The 19,892-nt window shown below is 71.8% G+C and carries 22 protein-coding genes and 1 pseudogene; 17 read left to right on the forward strand and 6 right to left on the reverse strand.

Annotated features, from left to right (window positions below):
• The first annotated feature begins 43 nt into the window (after window positions 1-43).
• Together EDD33_RS20675 and EDD33_RS08440 are read left to right on the forward strand one after the other, a co-directional pair.
• The gene (locus tag EDD33_RS20675) at window positions 44-166 is read left to right on the forward strand and encodes a hypothetical protein (RefSeq protein ID WP_281274137.1); all 123 of its coding nucleotides are present in this window, start codon (window positions 44-46) and stop codon (window positions 164-166) included.
• Complete coding sequence (locus EDD33_RS08440) at window positions 163-1,134, forward strand: Acg family FMN-binding oxidoreductase (RefSeq protein WP_123390044.1); 972 nt, start codon at window positions 163-165, stop codon at window positions 1,132-1,134. Before EDD33_RS20675 ends, EDD33_RS08440 begins: the two co-directional genes overlap by 4 nt.
• Here EDD33_RS08440 and EDD33_RS08445 read toward each other — a convergent pair.
• Window positions 1,131-2,096 (reverse strand): universal stress protein, encoded by a 966-nt coding sequence (locus tag EDD33_RS08445; protein ID WP_123390046.1) that lies wholly within the window; start codon window positions 2,094-2,096, stop codon window positions 1,131-1,133. The two genes, EDD33_RS08440 and EDD33_RS08445, sit on opposite strands and share 4 nt — an antisense overlap.
• Before the next feature lie 28 nt (window positions 2,097-2,124).
• Window positions 2,125-3,042, reverse strand: coding sequence for a universal stress protein (locus tag EDD33_RS08450; RefSeq protein ID WP_123390048.1), 918 nt, complete (start codon window positions 3,040-3,042; stop codon window positions 2,125-2,127).
• A 444-nt stretch (window positions 3,043-3,486) separates the two neighbouring features.
• Here EDD33_RS08450 and EDD33_RS19925 point away from each other — a divergent pair, with 444 nt between their 5' ends.
• Window positions 3,487-3,930 (forward strand): DUF308 domain-containing protein, encoded by a 444-nt coding sequence (locus EDD33_RS19925; RefSeq protein WP_170169735.1) that lies wholly within the window; start codon window positions 3,487-3,489, stop codon window positions 3,928-3,930.
• On the opposite strand, the gene EDD33_RS08460 is transcribed toward EDD33_RS19925, so the two are convergent.
• Complete coding sequence (locus tag EDD33_RS08460; RefSeq protein WP_123390049.1) at window positions 3,902-4,306, reverse strand: pyridoxamine 5'-phosphate oxidase family protein; 405 nt, start codon at window positions 4,304-4,306, stop codon at window positions 3,902-3,904. The two genes, EDD33_RS19925 and EDD33_RS08460, sit on opposite strands and share 29 nt — an antisense overlap.
• A 309-nt stretch (window positions 4,307-4,615) precedes the next feature.
• Between EDD33_RS08460 and EDD33_RS20290 the strand changes: the two genes are divergently transcribed.
• From EDD33_RS20290 to EDD33_RS08495, 7 genes and pseudogenes are all read left to right on the forward strand, one after another.
• The gene (locus EDD33_RS20290) at window positions 4,616-5,608 is read left to right on the forward strand and encodes a hypothetical protein (protein ID WP_211332472.1); all 993 of its coding nucleotides are present in this window, start codon (window positions 4,616-4,618) and stop codon (window positions 5,606-5,608) included.
• Entirely contained in the window at window positions 5,605-6,042 is a 438-nt protein-coding gene (locus EDD33_RS08470; protein WP_170169736.1) for a pyridoxamine 5'-phosphate oxidase family protein, read from the forward strand. Before EDD33_RS20290 ends, EDD33_RS08470 begins: the two co-directional genes overlap by 4 nt.
• A gap of 190 nt (window positions 6,043-6,232) precedes the next feature.
• Window positions 6,233-7,126, forward strand: a complete 894-nt coding sequence (locus EDD33_RS08475; protein WP_123390052.1) for an ABC transporter ATP-binding protein — start codon at window positions 6,233-6,235, stop codon at window positions 7,124-7,126.
• A complete protein-coding gene (locus EDD33_RS08480; protein ID WP_211332473.1) occupies window positions 7,123-7,923 on the forward strand; it encodes an ABC transporter permease in 801 nt (266 codons plus the stop codon). The genes EDD33_RS08475 and EDD33_RS08480 overlap by 4 nt, the downstream gene beginning before the upstream one ends.
• Window position 7,924: 1 nt before the next feature.
• Complete coding sequence (locus tag EDD33_RS08485) at window positions 7,925-8,449, forward strand: flavodoxin family protein (protein WP_211332474.1); 525 nt, start codon at window positions 7,925-7,927, stop codon at window positions 8,447-8,449.
• A 144-nt stretch (window positions 8,450-8,593) separates the two neighbouring features.
• Window positions 8,594-8,794, forward strand: a pseudogene (locus tag EDD33_RS20805) (DUF6629 family protein); the annotation flags it as partial.
• A 153-nt stretch (window positions 8,795-8,947) separates the two neighbouring features.
• The gene (locus EDD33_RS08495) at window positions 8,948-9,538 is read left to right on the forward strand and encodes a hypothetical protein (RefSeq protein WP_148076965.1); all 591 of its coding nucleotides are present in this window, start codon (window positions 8,948-8,950) and stop codon (window positions 9,536-9,538) included.
• A 62-nt stretch (window positions 9,539-9,600) separates the two neighbouring features.
• Here the strand turns inward: EDD33_RS08495 and EDD33_RS08500 are convergent, their stop codons facing one another.
• Together EDD33_RS08500 and EDD33_RS08505 are read right to left on the reverse strand one after the other, a co-directional pair.
• Entirely contained in the window at window positions 9,601-10,251 is a 651-nt protein-coding gene (locus EDD33_RS08500; protein WP_170169737.1) for a response regulator transcription factor, read from the reverse strand.
• A gap of 211 nt (window positions 10,252-10,462) precedes the next feature.
• Complete coding sequence (locus tag EDD33_RS08505; RefSeq protein WP_123390060.1) at window positions 10,463-12,520, reverse strand: ATP-binding protein; 2,058 nt, start codon at window positions 12,518-12,520, stop codon at window positions 10,463-10,465.
• 392 nt (window positions 12,521-12,912) lie between these two features.
• Here EDD33_RS08505 and EDD33_RS19645 point away from each other — a divergent pair, with 392 nt between their 5' ends.
• Window positions 12,913-13,119, forward strand: a complete 207-nt coding sequence (locus EDD33_RS19645; protein ID WP_148076966.1) for a hypothetical protein — start codon at window positions 12,913-12,915, stop codon at window positions 13,117-13,119.
• A gap of 801 nt (window positions 13,120-13,920) precedes the next feature.
• Entirely contained in the window at window positions 13,921-14,259 is a 339-nt protein-coding gene (locus EDD33_RS08515; RefSeq protein WP_123390064.1) for a VOC family protein, read from the forward strand.
• Between the two features lie 710 nt (window positions 14,260-14,969).
• Here the strand turns inward: EDD33_RS08515 and EDD33_RS08520 are convergent.
• The gene (locus tag EDD33_RS08520) at window positions 14,970-16,112 is read right to left on the reverse strand and encodes a TDT family transporter (RefSeq protein ID WP_123390065.1); all 1,143 of its coding nucleotides are present in this window, start codon (window positions 16,110-16,112) and stop codon (window positions 14,970-14,972) included.
• 92 nt (window positions 16,113-16,204) lie between these two features.
• On the opposite strand from EDD33_RS08520, the gene EDD33_RS08525 reads away from it, so the two are divergent.
• From EDD33_RS08525 to EDD33_RS08545, 5 genes are all read left to right on the forward strand, one after another.
• Window positions 16,205-17,131, forward strand: a complete 927-nt coding sequence (locus tag EDD33_RS08525) for a LysR family transcriptional regulator (protein WP_123390067.1) — start codon at window positions 16,205-16,207, stop codon at window positions 17,129-17,131.
• Window positions 17,132-17,282: 151 nt separating this feature from the next.
• Window positions 17,283-17,843 (forward strand): uracil-DNA glycosylase, encoded by a 561-nt coding sequence (locus EDD33_RS08530; RefSeq protein ID WP_123390069.1) that lies wholly within the window; start codon window positions 17,283-17,285, stop codon window positions 17,841-17,843.
• Between the two features lie 71 nt (window positions 17,844-17,914).
• Window positions 17,915-18,568, forward strand: a complete 654-nt coding sequence (locus tag EDD33_RS20295; protein WP_211332476.1) for an alpha/beta fold hydrolase — start codon at window positions 17,915-17,917, stop codon at window positions 18,566-18,568.
• A 130-nt stretch (window positions 18,569-18,698) separates the two neighbouring features.
• The gene (locus EDD33_RS08540) at window positions 18,699-19,190 is read left to right on the forward strand and encodes a sigma-70 family RNA polymerase sigma factor (RefSeq protein ID WP_281274138.1); all 492 of its coding nucleotides are present in this window, start codon (window positions 18,699-18,701) and stop codon (window positions 19,188-19,190) included.
• A complete protein-coding gene (locus EDD33_RS08545) occupies window positions 19,187-19,840 on the forward strand; it encodes an anti-sigma factor family protein (protein WP_123390070.1) in 654 nt (217 codons plus the stop codon). Before EDD33_RS08540 ends, EDD33_RS08545 begins: the two co-directional genes overlap by 4 nt.
• Window positions 19,841-19,892: the final 52 nt, after the last annotated feature.

The following is a 19,892-nucleotide window of genomic DNA, read 5'->3' on the forward strand; positions in this document are numbered from 1 at the left end:
CCTGGGGCTCGGAGACGCACCGACACCGGCAGGGGTGGGGACCATGCGCGCGGAGGAGGTGGCGGGCACGCTCACCGCCCTGCTGGACCCCGTCCGCGCGGGCGGGCACGACGTCGTCATGGCCCGGCCCGAGGTCGCCGGGCTGCTGCTCGGCGGAGTGCCGTGACCGCGCCCGCCGTGGAACAGCTGCGGCGGGTGGTCGAGCTGGCGTGCCGGGCCCCCAGCGTGCACAACAGCCAGCCGTGGCGGTGGCGTGCCCACGACGGAGGCTCCCTCGAGCTGTGGGCCGATCGCTCACGACAGCTGACCATCGCCGATCCGCAGGGGCGCGATCTGGCCCTCAGCTGCGGCGCCGCCATCCACCACGCCGTCACGTGCGGTCCGGCCCTGGGCCTGTGGGGCCGCGTCGAGCTCGCGCCCGACCCCTCCCGGACCGACCTGCTGGCCCGGCTCGGCTTCGAGGTGGGAGTCGTCGCTGCCGACGCAGCGGACCGGCTGCTGACCCTCGAACGGCGGTCCACCGACCGGCGTCGCTTCACCCGCTGGCCCGTCCCGCGGCCGCGGCTGCTGGAGCTGGCGGCCGCGGCGGTGCCGTGGGGTGCCTCGGCGGTCCCCGTCACCGCGTCGGGCGAGCGAGCCCGCGCCGAGGTGCTCGTGCTGCGCGCCCAGGAGGAGCAGGCTCGGGATCCGGCGCTGGTGGAGGAGCAGCGGGGGTGGCTGGACCACGGCCGGGCCGACGGCATCGTCGGCCGGGTCGCCGCACCGACGCGCAGCCCGCGTCCCGAGCTCCCCCACCGCTCCCGGTCCGACACCACGGACCTCGTGCCCCGGCTGCTGGACGGCACGGACGGGCTGCTCGTGCTGTGCACGGCGAGTGACGACCAGCTCCACTGGCTACGCGCCGGCGCCGCCTTGAGCGCGGTGTGGTTCGGGGCCACGCGGAGCGGTCTGTCCCTGGTGCCCCTCAGCCAGGTCGTGGAGGTCGCGACGACCCGACGCGACCTCCGGCGCGAGGTCCTGTCCGGCGCGGCGCACCCGCAGCTGCTGCTGCGCGTCGGCTGGCAGGAGATCGGACGCGCCACGATGCCGCGCACTCCACGCCGACCTCTGCACGAGGTGCTCGACTGGCTCTAGGTCGCCCGACGCCCGGGACCATGGCCCCCGCGCGACGACGGCGTCGTCCCGAGCGGCCGCGGGACGGCCGCGTCCCGTCCCACCGGGTCCACGACCACGACCGGGCAGCTCGCGTGGTTCAGCACCGCCCGGGTCACCGGTCCCAGGTGCGAGCCCCACGGCAGCGTCGGCTCGTGCCGGCCCACCACGACGCGTCCCACGTCGTGCGACTGGGCCACCAGGACGTCCGCCGGCCGACCGTGGACCACCACCACCTCGTGCGGAACCTGCTCGAACTCCGCCACCAGGTCGGCGAAGCCGTGTCGCAGCTGCGCGGCGAGCGCCGACGACTGCGCGCGCTCCACCTGGCTGCCGAACGCGTCGACGTCGAAGGCCGGTGACCAGAACCACGCCTGCACCAGTCGGACGCGTCCTCCGACGAGCCGGGCCTGCTCGAAGGCGTGCCGCACCACCTGGGCCGAGCTGACCGGGTCCTCCACCCCGACCACGACCACGTCGCTCGGGGCGGGGTCCTCACCCCACCCGTCCGGTACGGCGACCACCGGGGCGTGGGCCCGGGAGGCGACTCCGTTGGTGACCGAGAGGGTCGGGACCGCGTGGGTCCGTCCCATCCGGTGGTGCTGCAGCACCACGAGGGCGGCGTGCTCGCTCACCCCCACCAGGGCACCGACCACCGGGCCGTGCGCGATCTCGGTGCTGACCGTCGCCGTGGCGTCGAGGAGCTCGGTGACGCGGCGTCCGCACTCGTGGAGGAACTCGGCCCCGATGCGTCGCCACTCGCCCTCCACCAGGTGCACGTCCACGTCGCCGGTCGGGCCTACCCACAGCGGCCCCACCGCCACGGCGAGGTGCACCCCGCACCCTCGACGCCGGGCCTCCGCGGCGGCCAGCTCGAGCGAGGCCGTGCAGTCCTCACCCGGGCTGACGCACACCAGCACCTTGTGCGGCTCGATGTCCATCATCGTCGTCTCCCTCGTCCCGCGGTCACTCCTACCGGAGCAGCGCCCCGTCGTGCTCCAGCTGCAGCTGCTGGACGCCGGGCGACTCGTCGGCCTGGGGCTCGATCTCGACGGGGCAGGCGCTGTGGCGCAGCAGTGCCCGTGCGGTGCTGCCGATGTGGCCGACGGGGAAGGCCCGCGGACGACGGGCCAGCAGCACGAGGTCGGACTCGTGCGTGGCGTCGCAGAGCACCCGGGCCGGCTGCCCGTGCACCACCCGGACCTCGAGCTCGACGTGCGGGTGCTGGTCCAGGAGCGGTGCCACCTCGAGCCCGATCGCGTCCCGGGCGCGGCTCTCCCACTCCGAGGTGTCGGCCCGGTCCAGCACCAGGTCGTCGTAGACCCGTCCGAGCTCCCAGGCGTGGAGCACCAGCAAGCGGTCGCCACGCTGGGAGGCCAGCTCGAAACCCCGCCGCAGCAGCCGGTGCGAGTGCTCGGTGGACTTGATCCCCACCAGCACCTGGCCCCGCGGGGCCGGGGCCACGTGGTCGGCCGACACGGCCACCACCGGGCAGCTCGCGCGCGCCGCGACCGCGGTGACCGTGGTGCCGGTCAGGATCCGGTCGAGGCTCGGTCCCCGTTCGTGCCCCAGCACCAGCAGCGCGGCCTCGCGTCCGGTGTCGACCAGTCTCTGGATGCGCGGCCCCGCCAGCAGCGACGTCGTCACCACGTCCTCCCGCAGCACCTCCAGCGCGGTGGCCCGGGCCTGGGTGAGCAGGGTCTCCCCCGCGTCGTCGAGGTCGAGCGGGACCAGGGGTGCCATCGGGCTGATGGGGACGTAGGAGGGCACCACGTGCACCAGCCGCAGTCGGGCACCGTCTCGGTGGGCCTCCCGGGCGGCCCACCGCACCGCGGCGTTGCTGCCCACGGACCAGTCGACCCCCACGACGTACGTCGGGTCAGTGCTCATCTCGAAGTCCTCTCGCTGGGTGAGGTCTCCACGCTCGTGTCCGGTCGGGGCGGGGGCCAGGGCCCGTCGTCACCGCGGGGTGGGACGTTGGGCCCCGTCTCCCCCCGTCATGAGGGCGTCGGACCGCCGGCCGGTCGAGCGAGACGTGGCCGTGCGTGGTCGCTCCTGGCTCGCGCCCGCCTGCAGCCACCGGGGCAGGGGCGCCCGCTACGACCACGGAGGACGTTGTTCCCTGCCCGGCGCGGCCGGTGGGTCCTAGCCTCGCGTGCAGGGGGCGGGGGTGCGCCTCCACTGCTCTCGGCCGAACTCCTGTGGGGGCGACATGTCACACGACTGGTACACGACGAGCGCGGCCGGGCTCCTGGTGCGGGGCGTGGTGGCCATGGCCTTCGGCGTCGTCGTCATGGTCTCGCCGGTGACCTCCGGCCTGACGTTCGTGATGTTGTGGGCTTCTGGGTCCTCGTGGACGCCGTGGGTGCGCTGGTCCAGTCGGTGCGGCCCGGCACGACCGGCCGGATCTGGTTCGGGCTGCTCGGTGGCCTCGGTCTCGTCGCCGCGGTGCTGGCGATCGTGACGCCGGCGATGACCGCGGTGGCCGCGACCTGGGCCGTCGGGGTCTGGTTGGCGTTCCGCGGAGGCGTGGAGCTGTTCGGCGCCGTCGGTGCCACCGTCGACACGTCGCGGTGGTTGCTCGTCGTCAGTGGCGGCATCTCGGTTCTGGTGGGCGTGCTGCTGGCGGCGAACCCGGGCCGCGCAGCCATCGCGCTCGCCACGTGGTTCGGCGTCGCCCTGCTGGTGTGGGGTGTCATCCACCTGGGTCTCGCCCACGTCGTGCACCGACATGCCCGAGACCGGACGGTCACGACCGGGCGAACCGTCGACCGGTGAGGCTGGTCGGCTCGATCTGCACGACGTTGTACCGGGGGGTCTCGGGCCGGTCCCAGGGCAGGGTCAGCAGGTCGTCCACCAGGTGGGCCTCGTCCTCGGGGAGCAGCCGGGCGGTCCCGCGGACGACCACGCTCGTGGCGAGCCGATCGTCGTGGCTGTCCACCTCCAGGGCGACGGCCGATCCCATCACCACCCCCAGCAGCTTGGTGCCCTCCTCGGTGAGGAAGTAGAGGTGGCCGCCACGGATGGTGAAGGTGATCGGCAGGATGTGGATCTCGTCGACCACGGCGAAGGCCAGCCGCCCGACGTCGGCGACGCGCAGCTCCTCCCAGCACTCGGTCTGGCTCAGCTCCTCGACGACGGACGTCTCGCTCATGGTGTCCTCCTCTTTCCCGGCTCCACCTCACCGCGCCCCCGACCGCACGGTCAGGGACGTGGGTCACCACTCACCGGGACCTCCGTCGCCGTGGGAGAGGGTCCAGCCGGGCCCGTCCCGCTCAGCTGGTGCTCGAGGTGGTGCAGGACGCGGCCCCCCGGTGGCCGTGCCGAGGCGCAGATCAGGATGCGCGGCCGCGACCGGGCGTCGAGCCCTCCCCGGTCGGGTCCCGACGGGTGACGACCTTGGTCCCTACAGCCGGGCAGACCGCTCGCGCAGGATCGCAGGGACCACCACCGAGGAGGGCCCATGACCGCGACGACCTGTCCCGTCCACGTCGACGCCGAGCTCGACGCGGGTCTCAGCCGCTGGCTGTGGCTGGTCACGTGGCTGCTCGTGATCCCGCACCACGTCGTCCTCGCCTTCCTGTGGCTGGCCTCCGCGGTGCGCAGCGTGGTGGCGTCGGAGCAGGGCGGTCACGAACCGGGGTACGGCACCACCTCCACGCCGCCACCGCCGCGGGGCGGGCCCGCCACGGCGCCGCTGCCGCCACGGCCCCACGACTCCGGCTGGACCGCCGGCCGCGTCGTGTCGCTGACCCTCGGGGCGCTCCTGGTGGCCTCGGCCGTGGGACTGGGGCTGCCTGCCGGTGCTCTGGCTGCGGCCGACCTCGGGGGCCGCGACGACGAGGGGTTCGTGACGAGCGACGAGCAGCCGATCACGACCCCGACGTACGCCCTGGTGTCCTCCAACCTGGAGCTGCACGCAGACGCACCCCCGACGCTCACCCCGTCGGCACTGCTGGGTGACACCCGGCTGAGCGTCGACCCGGCGGGGGCGCGGCCGCTGTTCGTCGGCATCGCCCCCACCGCCGCCGCCGAGGACTACCTGCGCGACGTCGAGCGGGACGTGCTCACCGACGTCCGGGCGGGCGAACCCGTGCTGCTGCGACGGGGGGATGCGGCGCCCACGTCGCCACCGGGAGAGGTGGGGATCTGGGCAGCACGCAGCTCGGGCCTCGGGGAGCAGAGCCTCACCTGGACCCCCGAGGAAGGCGACTGGACGGTGGTCGTGATGAACGCCGACGGCAGCGCCGGTGTCGACGTCCAGGCCGCGGCCGGCGCCGAGGTCCCGGCCCTGGGACGCCTGGTGTGGAGCCTCCTGGCGGTGGCACTGCTGGTGCTCCTGGCCGGCGTCGCCCTGGTGGCTGCGGCACTGCGGGGCGTGTCCCGGTACGACGTCCGCACCCGCGACCGCACGGCCACGGGCACGGGCGCGGGCGCAGGCGCAGGCACGCTGTGACCGGCGACGAGCACGAGCTCACCAGCTCGCAGTGCCGCGAGCTGCTGGCCGGTGGGGTCTTGGGACGGGTGGCCTTCTGCACCGGGGACGGGCCCCGGATCCTGCCGGTCAACTACACCGTGGTCGACGACGCGGTGGTGTTCCGCACCTCGGCCTACGGAGCCCTCGCCGCGCACGACTGGAGGTCGCCGCTGGCCTTCGAGGTGGACGCGGTCGACCACGTGGCCCAGGTCGGGTGGAGCGTGCTGGCCATCGGCGCCGGTGAGCGCGTCGCCGACGCCGACGTGCTCGAGCGGATCCGGATCGCGGGCGACCCCCGACCGTGGCCCACGGGCTCACGGCCCCTCTACGTCCGCCTGGAGTGGCGCGAGCTCACCGGAAGGGTCGTCGGTGCCGAGGACGACGTGCTGCCGCCCCGTCGCGGACAGGACTGACGGGCCCCGGTCGACCCGAGGTCGGCGGTCCGGCCGTGAGGGGACCTTCGGCCCGGGACAGGCCCAGCACGTGGTGCGCACCCTGGACGCAGGACCGATCCCTGGAGGACACGTGCCCACCCCCGCGTCTGCCGTACGTCGACACGACCCCGCCCACGCTCGAGGTCAGGCGGAGGTCGCGCCGGCCCCGGTGGCCGAGCCCGCACTCGTGACCATCGGGCTGACCAAGCGGTTCCGTGGCACCTCGGCGCTGGACGGCGTCGACCTCGAGGTGCCCACCGGGGTGGTGTTCGGCTACCTCGGACCCAACGGAGCCGGGAAGACCACCACGATCCGCATCCTCGCCGGCCTGGCGCGACCCACCGCGGGCACCGCCCGCGTGTTCGGGCACGACGTGGTCTCGGACCGCGAGGCCGCGCAGCGCGAGCTCGGCTACCTGCCCGGCGACTTCGTGGGGTATCCCGAGCTCACCGGCCGCGAGCACCTCACCTACCTCGCCCGCGTGCGTGGCGGAGTGTCCTGGCGACGTGTCCGGCGTCTCGCCGAGCGCCTGGGACTCGACCTGGACAAGCGGCTGGGCGCGATGTCGCACGGCAACCGGCAGAAGGTCGGGCTGGTCCAGGCGTTCATGCACGAGCCCCGGCTGCTGGTCCTCGACGAGCCGACGGCGGGCCTGGACCCCCTGGTGCGACGCGAGTTCCTCGGGCTCGTGCGCGAGGCACGCCAGGACGGGGGCACGGTCTTCCTGTCCTCCCACGTGCTCAGCGAGGTCGAGGCCGTGGCCGACCGGGTCGCGATCCTCGGGTCGGGCCGGGTCCTGGTCACGGGCTCGGTCGAGGAGCTCCGGCGCCGCGCGAGGCGGAGCATCGACCTGGTCTTCGTCGGGCCGCCGCCGCTCGCCGCCCTGCGGGACGCAGCAGGAGTCCACGACCTGCGCAGCACGGGGCGTACGGCGCACCTGACGCTGGAGGGCTCGGCCGCGGCCCTGATGTCCGCCGCTGCCCCCTACGGCATCGAGAACGTCGTCAGCCACGAGCCCGACCTGGAGGACGTCTTCCTCGACCTGTACGCCGGGAGGCCGTGACCGTGCTGCGCAACGTCTTCACCAAGGCCCTGCGCGACCAGCGCTGGGCGCTGCTCGGCTGGGGCACCGGTCTGGTGCTCCTGGTGCTGGCCGAGTCGTCGGTGTGGCCCACCATCCGGGACATGCCCGACCTCGACCGCCTGCTCGAGGGATACCCCCGTGCCCTGGAGGAGCTGTTCGACCTCTCCGCGATGACGACGGCCACCGGATTCATGAACGCCGAGCTGTTCACGCTCGTGCTGCCGATGCTGTTCATCATCTTCGGCGTCACCCGGGGTGCCCGCATGGTCGCCGGCGAGGAGGAGGCAGGCACGCTCGGCCCGCTGCTCGTGACGCGCCTGTCCCCCCGCTCCCTGCTGCTCCAGAAGGCAGCCGCCCTCGTGGTGGCCGTGGTGGCTCTCGGCCTGGTGCTCCTGTCCAGCACCTGGGCGTCCTCGACCTTCTTCGACCTCGGCCTCTCCGTCCCTGACATCGCGTCCGGCACGCTGGCGGTGGTCCTGCTCGGCACGGAGTTCGGGCTCCTCGCCCTCGCCGTGGGCGCAGCGAGCGGTCGGCGCGCCCTCGCCCTGGGCGTGGCGGGCTCGCTCGCGCTGGCCAGCTACCTCCTGTACGCCCTCGGCCTCCTCGTCGACGCCCTCGAGCCGTGGCGGATGATCTCCCCCTTCGCGCAGGCGCTCTCCCAGGGTCCGTTGGGCGCCGGGGTGCCGCCCTCCTTCGCCTGGCTGCTGCTCGGGGCCGCGGTCGTGGTGGCAGCGTCGCTGCCGGTCTTCACCCGGCGCGACGTGCGGGGGGCGTGACGTGGCCACCGCCACCGACGCGCTCGTCGTGGTCGAGTCGATGTGGGGCCACACCCGGGCGGTCGCCGAGGCCGTGGCCCGCGGGCTGAGGTCGGCCGGGCCCGTGCTCGACGTCGGCGACGCCCCGGTCCAGCTGCCCGACGGCACCGTGCTGCTGGTGGTGGGCGGACCCACCCATGCGTTCTCGATGAGCCGGCGGTCGACCCGCCACGAGGCCGCCGCCCGCGGTGCTCCGGAGGTCCGGGAAGCCACGGGCATCCGTGAGTGGCTCGACGGCCTCGTCCCCACGGCAGGTCTCCGGGTCGCCACGTTCGACACCCGCGTGGACAGGGTGCGGCGCCTCCCGGGATCGGCTGCGCGATCGGCCGGGAGACGGGTCCGGCACCGGGGGCTGGGGCGCGTGATGTCGACCGAGAGCTTCTACGTCGCCGACGTCGGCGGGCCGTTGCTCCCCGGCGAGCTCGCGCGTGCCACCACGTGGGGAGCCCGGCTCGCGATGCAGGTCGCCGGTCCTGAGACCCCCTAGTCACGCCCGCGGCGCCGGAGCGCCGCGCGGCAGGTGTCGCGCAGGTCGGCCAGTCGTTCTCGCCGCCTGGGGTCGGTCTCCTCGTCGCGCCCCGTGCGCCGGACACCGGACACCGGGCGCCCGAGCGTCAGCCACGTCCCGGAGGTGACAGCCAGGTGCCTCTCCCCCGAGGCCGACCTGGTGGTGGCAGCGGTCCTGCCGCCCGTCGCCGTCCATTCCCTGCGCGAGGTCCGAGACCCGCAGGAGCTCCCGTTCGCGGCTCTGCCACTGGTCTTCGCGGCGCACCAGCTCGAGGAGGCGCTGGTCTGGCGGGGCGCCGAGGCGACGGGTGGGGCGCCGTGCTCCTCCTGGGCCACGACGCCCGGACCTCGGTGCTGGTGCTCGTGCGTGCGCAGCGCCGGGGAGAGGGGGGATCGGGGGCGGACCACCTCGGATCGGCTCCCGGGGCTGCGGAGTGTCAGGCCCCTGAGCCGCCCGACCCTGTCGCACAGTGGGGCGATGTCTCGTCCCGGTTCCCCGTCGGCCCCGCTGCTCGCGCGTGGCGTGCAGCGACCCTGGGACCCGCGCGTGTGGGGGACCGTCGTCGGTGCCGTCGGCGGTTCGGTGTTCGTGTGGGCCAACCGGTCCGACCTCCCCTCCCCGTGGCCGGACCTGACCATGGTCGCCTGGACGGCCGCGCTCGTGGCCTACCTGTACTGGGTGTTCGTACGGCCTCGTCCCTTCCGGCCGGTCGCCGACCTCCCCCGTCGAGCCGGGACGGTCTACCTCCTCAGCGTCGTCGGCATGCTGCTGCTCATCCGGGTCGGGAGCGCCGTGCTGGGGCACCTCGACCACGCCGAGCTGCGGCCGCCGGTCATCGTCGCCGCGGTCGGAGCACACTTCCTCCCCTTCGCCCGGGCCTTCCGGACCCCGGTGTTCTGGACGCTCGGCTGGGTCATGGTGGCCATCGGCGCGGTGGGCGTGGTCGGCGGCTGGTTCGGCGGGACGAGCACCGCAGCGGCGGTGACCGTCGTCGCCGGGATCGTGATGCTGGCGGTCATCACCCGTGACGCCGCCACGGGCGGGGGCACCGCCCACCAGGACGGCTGAGGTGCAGGGAGCCTGCCCACCGTGGCACCAGGTCGCGCGGCGCCTGCGCACCGGGTCCGACGTCAGAACAGGAAGCCTTCCCGGCGCGCTCTGCTCACCAGGTCGAGCTTGGAGTGGGCGCCCAGCTTCACCCGCAACGAGGCGACCTGGTTGCCGATCGTGAAGGGGCTCAGTCCCAGGCGCTCGGCGATCGCCGGGTTGGTCAGGCCCTCCGCGACCAGGGCCAGGACCTCCGACTCCCGGGCCGTGAGGGCCACACCCGAGGTCGGCCCGACCACGGGGCTCGGCACGTCGGACCGCACGGCGTGCAGCACCTCCCCCAGGCCAGCCGTCTTCCGCACGTAGGCGTGCACCCCGGCGCGCAGCGCGCGTTGCTCGACGACCGCGTCGTCGTGGCTGGTGAGCATGACGATGCGCGCCTCGGGAACGAGCTGACGGACCTCCGGGAGGGAGGCGATCGCGTCGCCGTCGGGCAGCTGGCGATCCAGCACCAGCACGTCCGGAGACCATGCCGCCAGCTCCGCGAGCGCACCGCCCAACGTGCCCGCAGACCCCACGACGCACAGCCCGGGTTGGGCACCGAGGACGGCGCTGACGCTGTCGACGAAGAGCTGGTGGTCGTCGACGATGACGACCCGCACGCAGTCACCGACGCCGCTCCCGCCGTCGGGGCGGCCCAGCACGGTCACGGCCTCGGCAGAGCTGGTCGGCATGGCACATCGTCCAACGGCGCGAGCGTCGGCCGACAGGCTCGTTCGTACTAGGCCGGTCTGACGCATCCGATCCCTTGTCGTGCCGCGTCGCGCAGGTCAGCCTTGGCACGGGCACGAGACGCATCGGTGGCCCGAGACGCGGTCGTGGTGGGTGCGAGCCCCCTGTTCGAGGACCCACCACGACCGCGGTCTGTCACGGGGCTGCGACTCCTCATGCGCCTGCCGCTCCTCGGTGCCGTCCAGGTGCCACGGCCCGGACGACGTCGGGAAGGCCGACGCGCATGATCGTGCCCCCCGTGGCGGTGTTCTCCACGGCGCTGATGGTGCCGCCGTGCCTCTCCACCACCCGGGCGCAGATCGCGAGCCCCAGCCCCGTTCCCGGGACCGCAGCGTCGGTCGGGGCACGGAAGAACGTCTCGAACACCCTCCCTCGCAGCGACGGGTCGATGCCGAGACCGTTGTCGGCCACCTCCAGCACGACCTGCCCGCCGTCCTCGTCGGCGTCTCGCTGACGACGGACCTCCACCCGCGGCTCGACGCCCGGCGCGACGTACTTGGCCGCGTTGCTCAGCAGGTTGGTGAACAGCTGGCGGAGCAGCGTCTCGTCACCGCACACCCGACCCAGGTCGCCGTACGACACCCACGGCGTGGGACCCACCGCCGGGCCGACGACCTCGACCACGTCATCGAGGAGCCGCACCAGGTCGACCTCCACCGGCTCGAGGGGCTGGTCGCCGGCCCGTGCGTAGTCCAGCAGCTCCTCGATGAGGGTCATCGCCCGCTCGGCGGAGGAGTAGACCCGCAGCAGGCTCTGTCGTGGGAGCGTGGCGTCGGCGGGGAGGTCGTCGAGCTGGTCGTCGACGATCTCGGCCCAGCTCATGGTCGCGGCGATGGGGTTGCGCAGGTCGTGCGCGACCATGCCGGTGAACCCCTCCAGGTCGCGCAGGTAGGCGTGCTCCTCGGTGACGTCGCGCATGCTCACCACCGCCAGTCGACGGGTGCCGCCCACGGCGCCGGCCGTGTCCTCGACCTGGAGGGGCGAGGCGTTCACGGACAGCACCGTCCGCCGACCGCTCCCAGGCTCCTGCCGCAGCAGGATGCGGTTCTCCACCACGACGCCCGACAACGCCTCGGTGACCGGGCGGCGCCCCTCGTCCAGGGCCGCCCCGTCCAGCTCGCGCAGCCCGTACGCGTCGGCGCTGCGCAGGGTCTCCTGCCCGTCGGGTTCCCCCGGACCACCCATGCGACGTGCGGCTGCGTTCCGGATGAGCAGCCTTCCCTGGTCGTCGACCACCACGAGCCCGTCCACCATCACGTCCAGGACGGTGTCGAGCACGGACTTCTGCCGTCGCGTCTCCTGCTCCGACGCGAGCGCCCGCTCGAGCAGCACGTGGCGATCCTTCAGGCCGGCCGCCAGCAGCTGGGTCAGCGCACTGTTCAGCAGCACGAACAGCTGGACGAGGAGCGCCCGGTGCCCCTGGTCGAGAACAGCGCCGAACGGCCCCAGCCCCAGCAGGCTGGCCACTGCCACGAGGACCCCGACGAGGAAGCTGTGGGCGGCTGCCACCACCGGGCTGAAGCGACTGCCGACCCACACCGAGGTCGTCACCACGACGAACGACAGCGGCAGCTGACCACGCGTGCCGAACACCCACTGCGCGACCAGCACCGTGGCGATCGCTGCGGCGGCGTACTCCGCGCCCGCCCAGGGCCGGACCCGGGTCGTGAGCAGGTCGGGAAGCCGTCGCCCGCTCCGCCGGGCGGCCAGCACCGCCATCACCAACGTGACCACCATGAACGTGGCGCACGCGTTTCGCACCACCCACGAGACCCCCAGCACGAGCGAGAGCTCCGCCCCGTCGGCCACCGCACCCGCCACCCCGACCGCAGCCCCCAGGGGAGCCGAGACCACCGCACCCAGCGCCACCCACAGCACGCCCCACGTGGCGGTGACGTCCTTCGTGGCCCGATGGGCGACCAGCGCGTAGGCCACGCCCTGGGTCACGTTCGCCAGGCCGAGCAGCACCGACCCGACCAGCCCCACCCCCAGCAGGGCCTGGCCCCCGGCCGCCAGGACGAACAGCACGCCGACGTGGGGCCACCACCGACCACCCTCGCGGGCCCAGACCATCCACAGGGCCACCACACCAGCAGCAGGCCAGAACAACGCGAGTCCCGTCTCGGGCAGCAACCACTGCCGTCCCACGACCAGGGCGGCGGCGAAGGCGATCGCCCACCCCGTGCTTGCGACCCATCGGTGCTGCGACATACCTGCAGCCTCCTCGCTCTGACCGCGCCTGCGTAGACATGCCGAGCAGATAGTGCATCCGTACCTCTCCCCGCCCGTCCGGGGAGGCGGGGCGACCAGGAGTCCCCGCGAGGAGACTGGCTGTGCGCCGACATGGTCTGCGTCCCCGCGACCAGCAACGCCGGAGACGTACGTCGTCCAGATGGTCGGTGTCGTGCAGAACGCCCCTGACCTGCATCTGTGCCGGTCAGGGGCGGTGCAACGGTCGGGCTGACAGGATGTGGACCTGCGACCCCGTGGCCAGCAGCTCTGTGAGCCGCAACTCGCCGGGGCCACCTTGGAGGTTCTGCACCAGTAGGTGTTGAAGCTGCTGGACCGGGGTGCGGTCTGGGTCCTCCGAGACACCTCCCCGCTTGTCACCCACCGCGTTCAGTGCCTGGGAGGCCCACACCAGCACCGCGTACCGGCAGCGGCGTACCGCCCGCCCCAGCTCTTCGCGTTCCACCCTGGCCGTCGTCTCCGGCCGCATGTACATCGCCGAGCCCGCCCTCGCTGCGGACGTCTCCGACGTGCTCCGAGAGCCCGCCGACAGCACCCACGACGAGGCGCGGCCGCGCTGAGCCACGACCGCACATGACGGCGTGCGCGTCAGGTGGCCCAGGTGGGAGGCAGCGAGTACATGGTGAATCAGGCGTCATCTGGGGGTGGGGGTCACGTTGCAGAACGCCCCCGACCTGCATCTCTGCAGGTCGGGGGCGGTGCATCGGTCGGGCTGACAGGATTTGAACCTGCGACCCCTTGTCCAGATCGCGCTCTCGGATAGAGTCGTGCGAAGTTTGCGGTCTAGCGCGCTGACCTGCAACAACACGTCCTCTGGACGTGCGCAGGGTTTGCTGCGAAGGGCTGCGACGTGAGGGCTTTGAGCGATTAAACGGCGAATAACCGCGTCACGCCAGCGTCACCTCAACCTGGCGTCCACCCGGGCGAACCGCCCTACCGATCAGACCACCTGCCCGCTTTCGAGCAGGACCTGAACTCCCTGGATCATGGCAAGTCCTCGTGTGGGCCTCGGGAGAGACGGACATGCCCCGGTTTCCTTGTCGATCAGCTGCCCTTCAGATCCGACAAGGCCTCTGGTGGGTGGCCCACGGGTACGAGTGCGAACGGAAGCCAGGTGCCAGTTCGAGCTTCGTTTTGCGCGTTCCAGAAGCAGCCCCGGGCGGCGATCCTGGCGGAAAGCGCCCCGGGCGCGAGGACCCAGGATCGACTCGTGTCCAGAGCTGGTCGAGCGCTGTCCCGCCGCCTGTTCCAATCCCCGGACGGCCTTCAGTGTGACAGGTGACGGAACCTGCGCACCCGGCGGAAACTCGACACTCGGATAGCACCGGGGCCACCTGCCGCACCTACTTGCCGTCGTACTCGTGCCTTCCGAAGGCTCGTTCGCACAGACCCGCGACTTCTTCTCCACGCTCCTAGAGACGCCTCCTTCCTGGGAGGCCGACGGGTTCGTCGCCTTCCACGCGCCGGACGGCTCCAGTCTCGAGCTGCTTGCATCGCGCTTCGTTCCGGAGTACGGCTTGAACCAGGGGGTGGCTTTTGGCTTCCTTGTTGACGACCTCGCTGGCGCATCATCTGACGTCCAGAACGCCGGCGGAACGCTAGTGGGGGAACCCGTCCGCACAGACGACCTGCACTACCGCCACTTCCGCGGCCCGGATGGGCGCACTTACGGACTCGTCCAGCGGCTGACTGCCGACTGACTAGGCGTCGGACGTAAAGTGTCGGTGGGTCGGACTCCCCTGCTGACCCAGACTGCGGGGAAGTACTTGGCGTAGGCGTCTCACCGACCCCTACTCAACGCCCACAAGAGTCGGTTCGAGGCGACCAGGCCGATTGGCGGGCCCCACAAGGCGCAAGGGTCAGATGGTGAGAACTTTCCTTACTCCGTCAAGGCACCGGCTCCGCCGGTGCCGCGCCCGGACTGCGGGCGGCGCTAGCGCGCCGTCCTCGCCGGCCGCATGCCGCTCCCCGTACAGACGTGAAGAGCCTCTCCCCCACTCGCGACAGACGACAACCCCCGGATCGAGACCCGAGGGCTGCCGAAAGGACGAATTGTGTTGTCTCAGGCGGTGACAGCGCTTCCCCGCCGCTGGTCAGAATCACTTGGACTCCTTCACCGTCGTCTGCGGGTTCGCCTTGCCGTACTTCGACGTGACATAGGGACCCGAGATCGCGCTGCGGTGCTTGCCACCGCCGGCTCTTCGGCTCCTGGGTCGACACCTGGCTCACATGGGTATTTCCCCCCTCGCCCTCTAGACACTCCTGCTGTGGGAACTGCCATCGTTGCGTCACTTCAGAGTCTCGACTGGACCCGGCACGCGACATCGCCGGTCGCGGGCGATTCGACCGCTCGGACATGTCATCACACCCCAGGAAGCGTCGGCAGCGCTGGCGACATCGCCGAAACGAGTCATGCAGGAGTGCGCAATAGGTGGCCGGAGAACACGCCAAGCCCAGTACGCACCGTCACCACGCCCCACGCAACCAAGAGCCCGATGTAGAAGACAACTGCGGCGGTCACCAGGAAGTGCGCACCCGTGATGGCGGCCAGGCCTGACGTTCCGGTGACGACCGTGCCAACTGGGAAGGTGAAGGACCACCAGGTCAGCGAGAACGGCATCCCTGCGCGCACGGTGCGGATCGTGATGGCGATCGCAAGCGCCAGCCACAGCATGGCGAACCCCCACATGGGTGCGCCGTAGACGAGTCCCATGGCCTCGAACGCGCGCCCGTACGGCGCGGGGTAGACGCCGGTGGCTGTCGCCCCCAGAGTGTGCGCGGCGGTGATCGACTGGCCGAGCGGGCCGAGCACGATCCACAGCGTGGGCACCGCAGCAGCGGCCCCGACCTTGTGGTGCACCAGCCGGGTCCAGATCATCGCGATCACGACCAGGCTGGCCACGATGGTCAGGCCGAACATCATCGTGCAGGCCAGCTGCATGGTGAGCTGCCACTGACCGGCGGGCAGGTGGGGCAGCAGCAGCGGGCCGGTGGCCGCGCTCACCATGGGCGGCACGATCGGCATCAGCCAACCACCGAAGGCGGCATCCGGCTTCACCTCGTGGGTGGTGAAGGCCTTGTAGGGCACGGCGACCGCTGTCCAGAGACCGAGCAGGGTGCCCGCGGTCCAGAGCACGAAGTCCATACCGATCGCTGTCCCCTGACCGACCAGCGGCTGACCGACCAGCAGGGCACCTGCACCGACAGTCATCAGCGCCATCGCCGGGGCGCCGTAGAAGTGCGACATCGCCGGGTTGTCGAGGTGGCCCCGCGCGGCGCGAGGGTGCTGCGTCCAGTGAACGATCGTCGCAGTACTGATGACGGCGAGCAGGAGCACGTCGAGCACCCACACAGTCCGTGCGAACAGCAGCAGACCGGGGACCTTGACGGGCAACGTCGCGGCCGCGTTCGCGACGATGCCCGTGCCCATCACCGAGGCAAACCAGTTCGGGCCGATGAACCCGAACGCGGGCTGTCCCTCGAGAGCAGACAGGAAAGGACGACGGTCCGCGGGGCGCTCGGTGGTGCTGATGCGGGCTTGAAGAATGCTCATGACCAAAGTCTGCGAGCCCCGAGGGTGGGTCAGTAGCCCCCGCCGAGTTGTGCATGCACAACCAGAGCTTGTGACTGCCGTAGGTTGGGCCCGTGTCCTCTCCCCACCTCCCTGACCTCGATGCGCTACGGCTGCTGGTGGGCATCGCCCGGCACGGCAGCATCGGTGCCGCGGCACGCACCAACGGCATCAGCCAGCAGGCCGCGTCCGAACGAGTGCGGGCGATGGAGGCCCAGACCGGACTGACCCTCGTGCGACGCGGCGCACGTGGATCGCAACTCACCGAGGCCGGCGTGGTCGTCACCGAGTGGGCGGCGCGGCTGCTCGACCTGGCCGACGAGGTAGACATCGCGATCGAAGGTCTGCGCGGCGACGTCAGCCGCGAGCTCGTGGTGTGGGCCAGCATGACGATCGCGGAGAGTCTGATCCCCCGCTGGCTGGTGCAATTGCGCCAACGACAGCTTGGCGAGGGCTACCGGGCCACGGCAGTGAGTCTCAATGCGTCCAACAGCCGCGACGTAGTCGAGGCCGTGCGCGAAGGAACAGCCCACGTGGGCTTCGTCGAAGGAGTCGAGGCGCCGGTCGGGGTGCGGTCGGTGACGGTCGCCCAGGACGAACTCTTCCTGGTCACCGCGGCCGGCACACCGTTGAGTCGGAGGCGCACTCCCCTGACGCCCGACGAGGTGGCACACCTTGCGCTGACCAGTCGCGAAGAAGGCTCAGGCACCCGCGAGGTGCTCGAGATCGCCCTGGCCAAGCATGGCTTGGAGGTCGGCGACCCGGAGGTGGAGCTCACCACTGCGACCGCCATCCGTGAAGCGGTCCTGGCCGGCAGCGCGCCAGCGTTCCTCAGCCGGCGCGTCGTCGCGCGCGACGTGGACTCCGGGAACTTGACCGTCGTGGCAGTCATGGAACTCGACCTGCGACGGTACTTCCGCGCCATCTGGGTAGGAACCAAGAACCCGCCGGCAGGGTCCGTGCGTGACCTCGTCGCAATCGCGCGTGCCACTGAGCGCTGACCACCAGAGTGCCCACACCGCCTGATGTCCCACGAAATGAGGTCCGAAGATCACGGACGAGCCGAGCTTGCGCTCGCGGGCCGGAGTTGACCCCGGGCCGCCTGCCCCTGCCAGCAAACGAGCACGCGTCCACGACGACCCGGTCGGCCGCTTGAACGAGCTCGCCGATCAGTGGCGGCTTGAAGGTCCGAGCACTTCCAGGTTCGTGCCCTGGTTCGACCCCGACGGGGCAGGAACCAGGGCCCAGGTCCTGCTTCTCATGGAGGCGCCCGGCCCAAGAACGGTCGCCGCGGGCGACCTCGGCTTCAGCTCGCTCGACAACGACGATCCCACCACCCGACAAGTCCACCGGGCACTGACCGCGTCCAAGCTCGACCCAGCACACTGCCTGCGGTGGAACGTCGTTCCCTGGGCTCTGACCGGACTCGACGGTCGGCGCCGCAGCCCCCGGGTCGATGACCTGGAAGACGCCCGGCCCGCCTTGAGCGCGCTGCTCGCCGAACTCATCGACCTCCGTGTCGTGGTGCCCTTCGGGCACGCGGCGCTTGAGGGCTGGATGAGGTACCTCACGCTCGCCCGCCACCCGGTCGTCGTCCCCACCCTGGCCGTTCCCCATCCCTCACCCGCCAACGGACACCGGCGCCAGGAAGCCGTCCAACGCACCACCACCGCGCTTGACCGAGCAGCCGATCTCTGCCGGCGAGCGGCCTGACATGTGTGCGCAATCAAGTGCCGTTGACCTCTTGTATGCAGCTCGGCCCCAAGCGACATAACGTCGTGCCCATGCTCGGAACCCTCAGGCAAGGCGCGTTGGCACTCGTCGTCGTCTTGGCCCTCGACGGTTGCGGAGGATCGCCTGAGACGACCAGCGACACCTCGACTGACCACTCCTCAGGGCAGACGATCTCGGTCGCCGGCGCCTCGGCTCAGAGATGGGGCGAAGGAGACTATGGAGTCGTTCTCGCACACGGCGCTGCCTTCGACGCAGCCAGCTGGGAGACGCAGGCCGTCGCGATCGCCAACCAGGGAGCGAGCGTGATCGCTGTCGAGGACGTCGACACGGAGACCATTGGCGGCGCCGTGAAGCAGCTACAGGACGAAGGACTCGCCAACGTCGCGCTCGTCGGAGCCAGCGCTGGGGCCGACACCATCCTCGATCTTGCGAGCCAGGACCCAGAGCTGGCTGATCAGCTGATCCTGCTGTCGCCGAACGCAACGGTCGAGGGGCTCGGGGAGGAGCCAAAGCTCTTCGTGGCCAGCAAGGACGAGCCCGTGGCCCACGTCTCGACGGAGCTGGCCGCCTCCTCCCCCGGTGAGGAGAACGTGGTGATGATCCTCCCGGGATCGGCCCACGCGCAGAACATCTTCGCCACCGACCAGGCCGGTCCGGTCCTCGACGCGATGCTTCAGCGCCTCAAGCGCTTCGCTGGCCCGTGAGCTCGCACGGAGCCGTGGTGCGCGGCGCGACCTGGTGAACCGATCCCGAAAGCGCGTCGTACCCAGGCTCGTGAGATCGCTACGCCCGGGCTCGCGGGCACCCGGTAGGACGGCCGAGGCCGACGAGCGGGTGCTGACCGAGCTCTACCTACGGCACGGGACGGCCCTGATGACCTTCGTGCTGCGCCTGGTCGATGACCGGGGCCGCGCCGAGGACGTCGTGCAAGAAACGATGCTCCGCGGCTGGCGCAACCTGGACAAGATCGATCCGTCCCGTGGTGAGCCGCGGGCCTACCTGTTCGCGGTGGCCCGCAACCTGGTCATCGATTTGTGGCGCGCTGACGCGCGCCGCCCACGACTCATCGGCGAAGACGACGCCTCGGCAGCCCAGTCGGTCGGTGATCGTGCAGACGCGGTCGTCGACGCCTTCGTCGTCGAGCAGGCGCTGGACCGGCTCTCACCCGAACACCGGGCCGTGGTCGACGAGCTCTACTACCGCGGCGCCACGGTCACCGAGGCCGCCAGCACCCTCGGACTGCGCCCCGGCACCGTGAAGTCACGGTCGTACTACGCGATCCGCATCCTGCGGACCGCGTTCGAAGAGATGGGAGTCGAGCGATGAACGAGCACGAGGAGGACCACACTCACACCCGGCTGCGCGAGCTGCTGGGCCCCTACGTCCTGGGCGGTCTCGACGCCGACGACCGGGCTCGGCTCAAGGCCCATCTCCCGACCTGTGCCGCGTGCCGCGACGAGCTCGCGACGTACGCCGGGCTGCCGGCGCTGCTGCGGGACGGGGCGCCGGCATCAGCACACCGCGAAACTTCCGATGCTGCCTTGGGGGACGCGGTCGGAGCCCTGAGGACCCGCCGTCGACGTCGCCGGCTCCAGCTGACCGCGGCCGCCGCGGTCGCGCTGGTCGCCGGAGCGGGTGTCGGCACGGCGCTGGTACTCGGTCCTGACACACCGGTCGGAACGACTCTCGCGCTGGGCGCACCGGCGGGTGTGAGCGCCACCGGTGCGACCTCTTTGAGCGCCAAGCCCTGGGGCACGTCGGTCGAGCTCGACCTGCGGGGGCTCCCACAAGACGAGCAGTTCATCGCCTGGCTGGTCTCACCCGAGGGAGAGCGCCAGCAGGTCGCCACCTGGGGATCGACCGGCAACGGCGAGGCGCACGTGACCGGGGCGGCGGCATTCGTCACGCGCGACGTGGCCCAGGTGCGAGTCACCGACTCCGACGGTGATCTCGTGCTCTCCACCACTACCCGGTGAACCGATCCGCCGGCGACGGCGTACCCATGCGTGACATCCGACGAAAAAGGAA

The organism is Nocardioides aurantiacus, assembly GCF_003752505.1.
GTDB classification, from domain to species: Bacteria; Actinomycetota; Actinomycetes; order Propionibacteriales; family Nocardioidaceae; genus Marmoricola; species Marmoricola aurantiacus.

Excerpts from the sequence above, each read along its gene's own strand:
- EDD33_RS20675 (WP_281274137.1), top strand. The coding sequence starts at position 44 with ATGCGCGCGGAGGAGGTGGCGGGCACGCTCACCGCCCTGCTGGACCCC.
- EDD33_RS08445 (WP_123390046.1), bottom strand. The coding sequence starts at position 2,096 with ATGATGGACATCGAGCCGCACAAGGTGCTGGTGTGCGTCAGCCCGGGT.
- EDD33_RS08450 (WP_123390048.1), bottom strand. The coding sequence starts at position 3,042 with ATGAGCACTGACCCGACGTACGTCGTGGGGGTCGACTGGTCCGTGGGC.
- EDD33_RS08460 (WP_123390049.1), bottom strand. The coding sequence starts at position 4,306 with ATGAGCGAGACGTCCGTCGTCGAGGAGCTGAGCCAGACCGAGTGCTGG.
- EDD33_RS20290 (WP_211332472.1), top strand. The coding sequence starts at position 4,616 with ATGACCGCGACGACCTGTCCCGTCCACGTCGACGCCGAGCTCGACGCG.
- EDD33_RS08495 (WP_148076965.1), top strand. The coding sequence starts at position 8,948 with ATGTCTCGTCCCGGTTCCCCGTCGGCCCCGCTGCTCGCGCGTGGCGTG.
- EDD33_RS08500 (WP_170169737.1), bottom strand. The coding sequence starts at position 10,251 with ATGCCGACCAGCTCTGCCGAGGCCGTGACCGTGCTGGGCCGCCCCGAC.
- EDD33_RS08505 (WP_123390060.1), bottom strand. The coding sequence starts at position 12,520 with ATGTCGCAGCACCGATGGGTCGCAAGCACGGGGTGGGCGATCGCCTTC.
- EDD33_RS08520 (WP_123390065.1), bottom strand. The coding sequence starts at position 16,112 with ATGAGCATTCTTCAAGCCCGCATCAGCACCACCGAGCGCCCCGCGGAC.
- EDD33_RS20295 (WP_211332476.1), top strand. The coding sequence starts at position 17,915 with ATGCTCGGAACCCTCAGGCAAGGCGCGTTGGCACTCGTCGTCGTCTTG.
- EDD33_RS08545 (WP_123390070.1), top strand. The coding sequence starts at position 19,187 with ATGAACGAGCACGAGGAGGACCACACTCACACCCGGCTGCGCGAGCTG.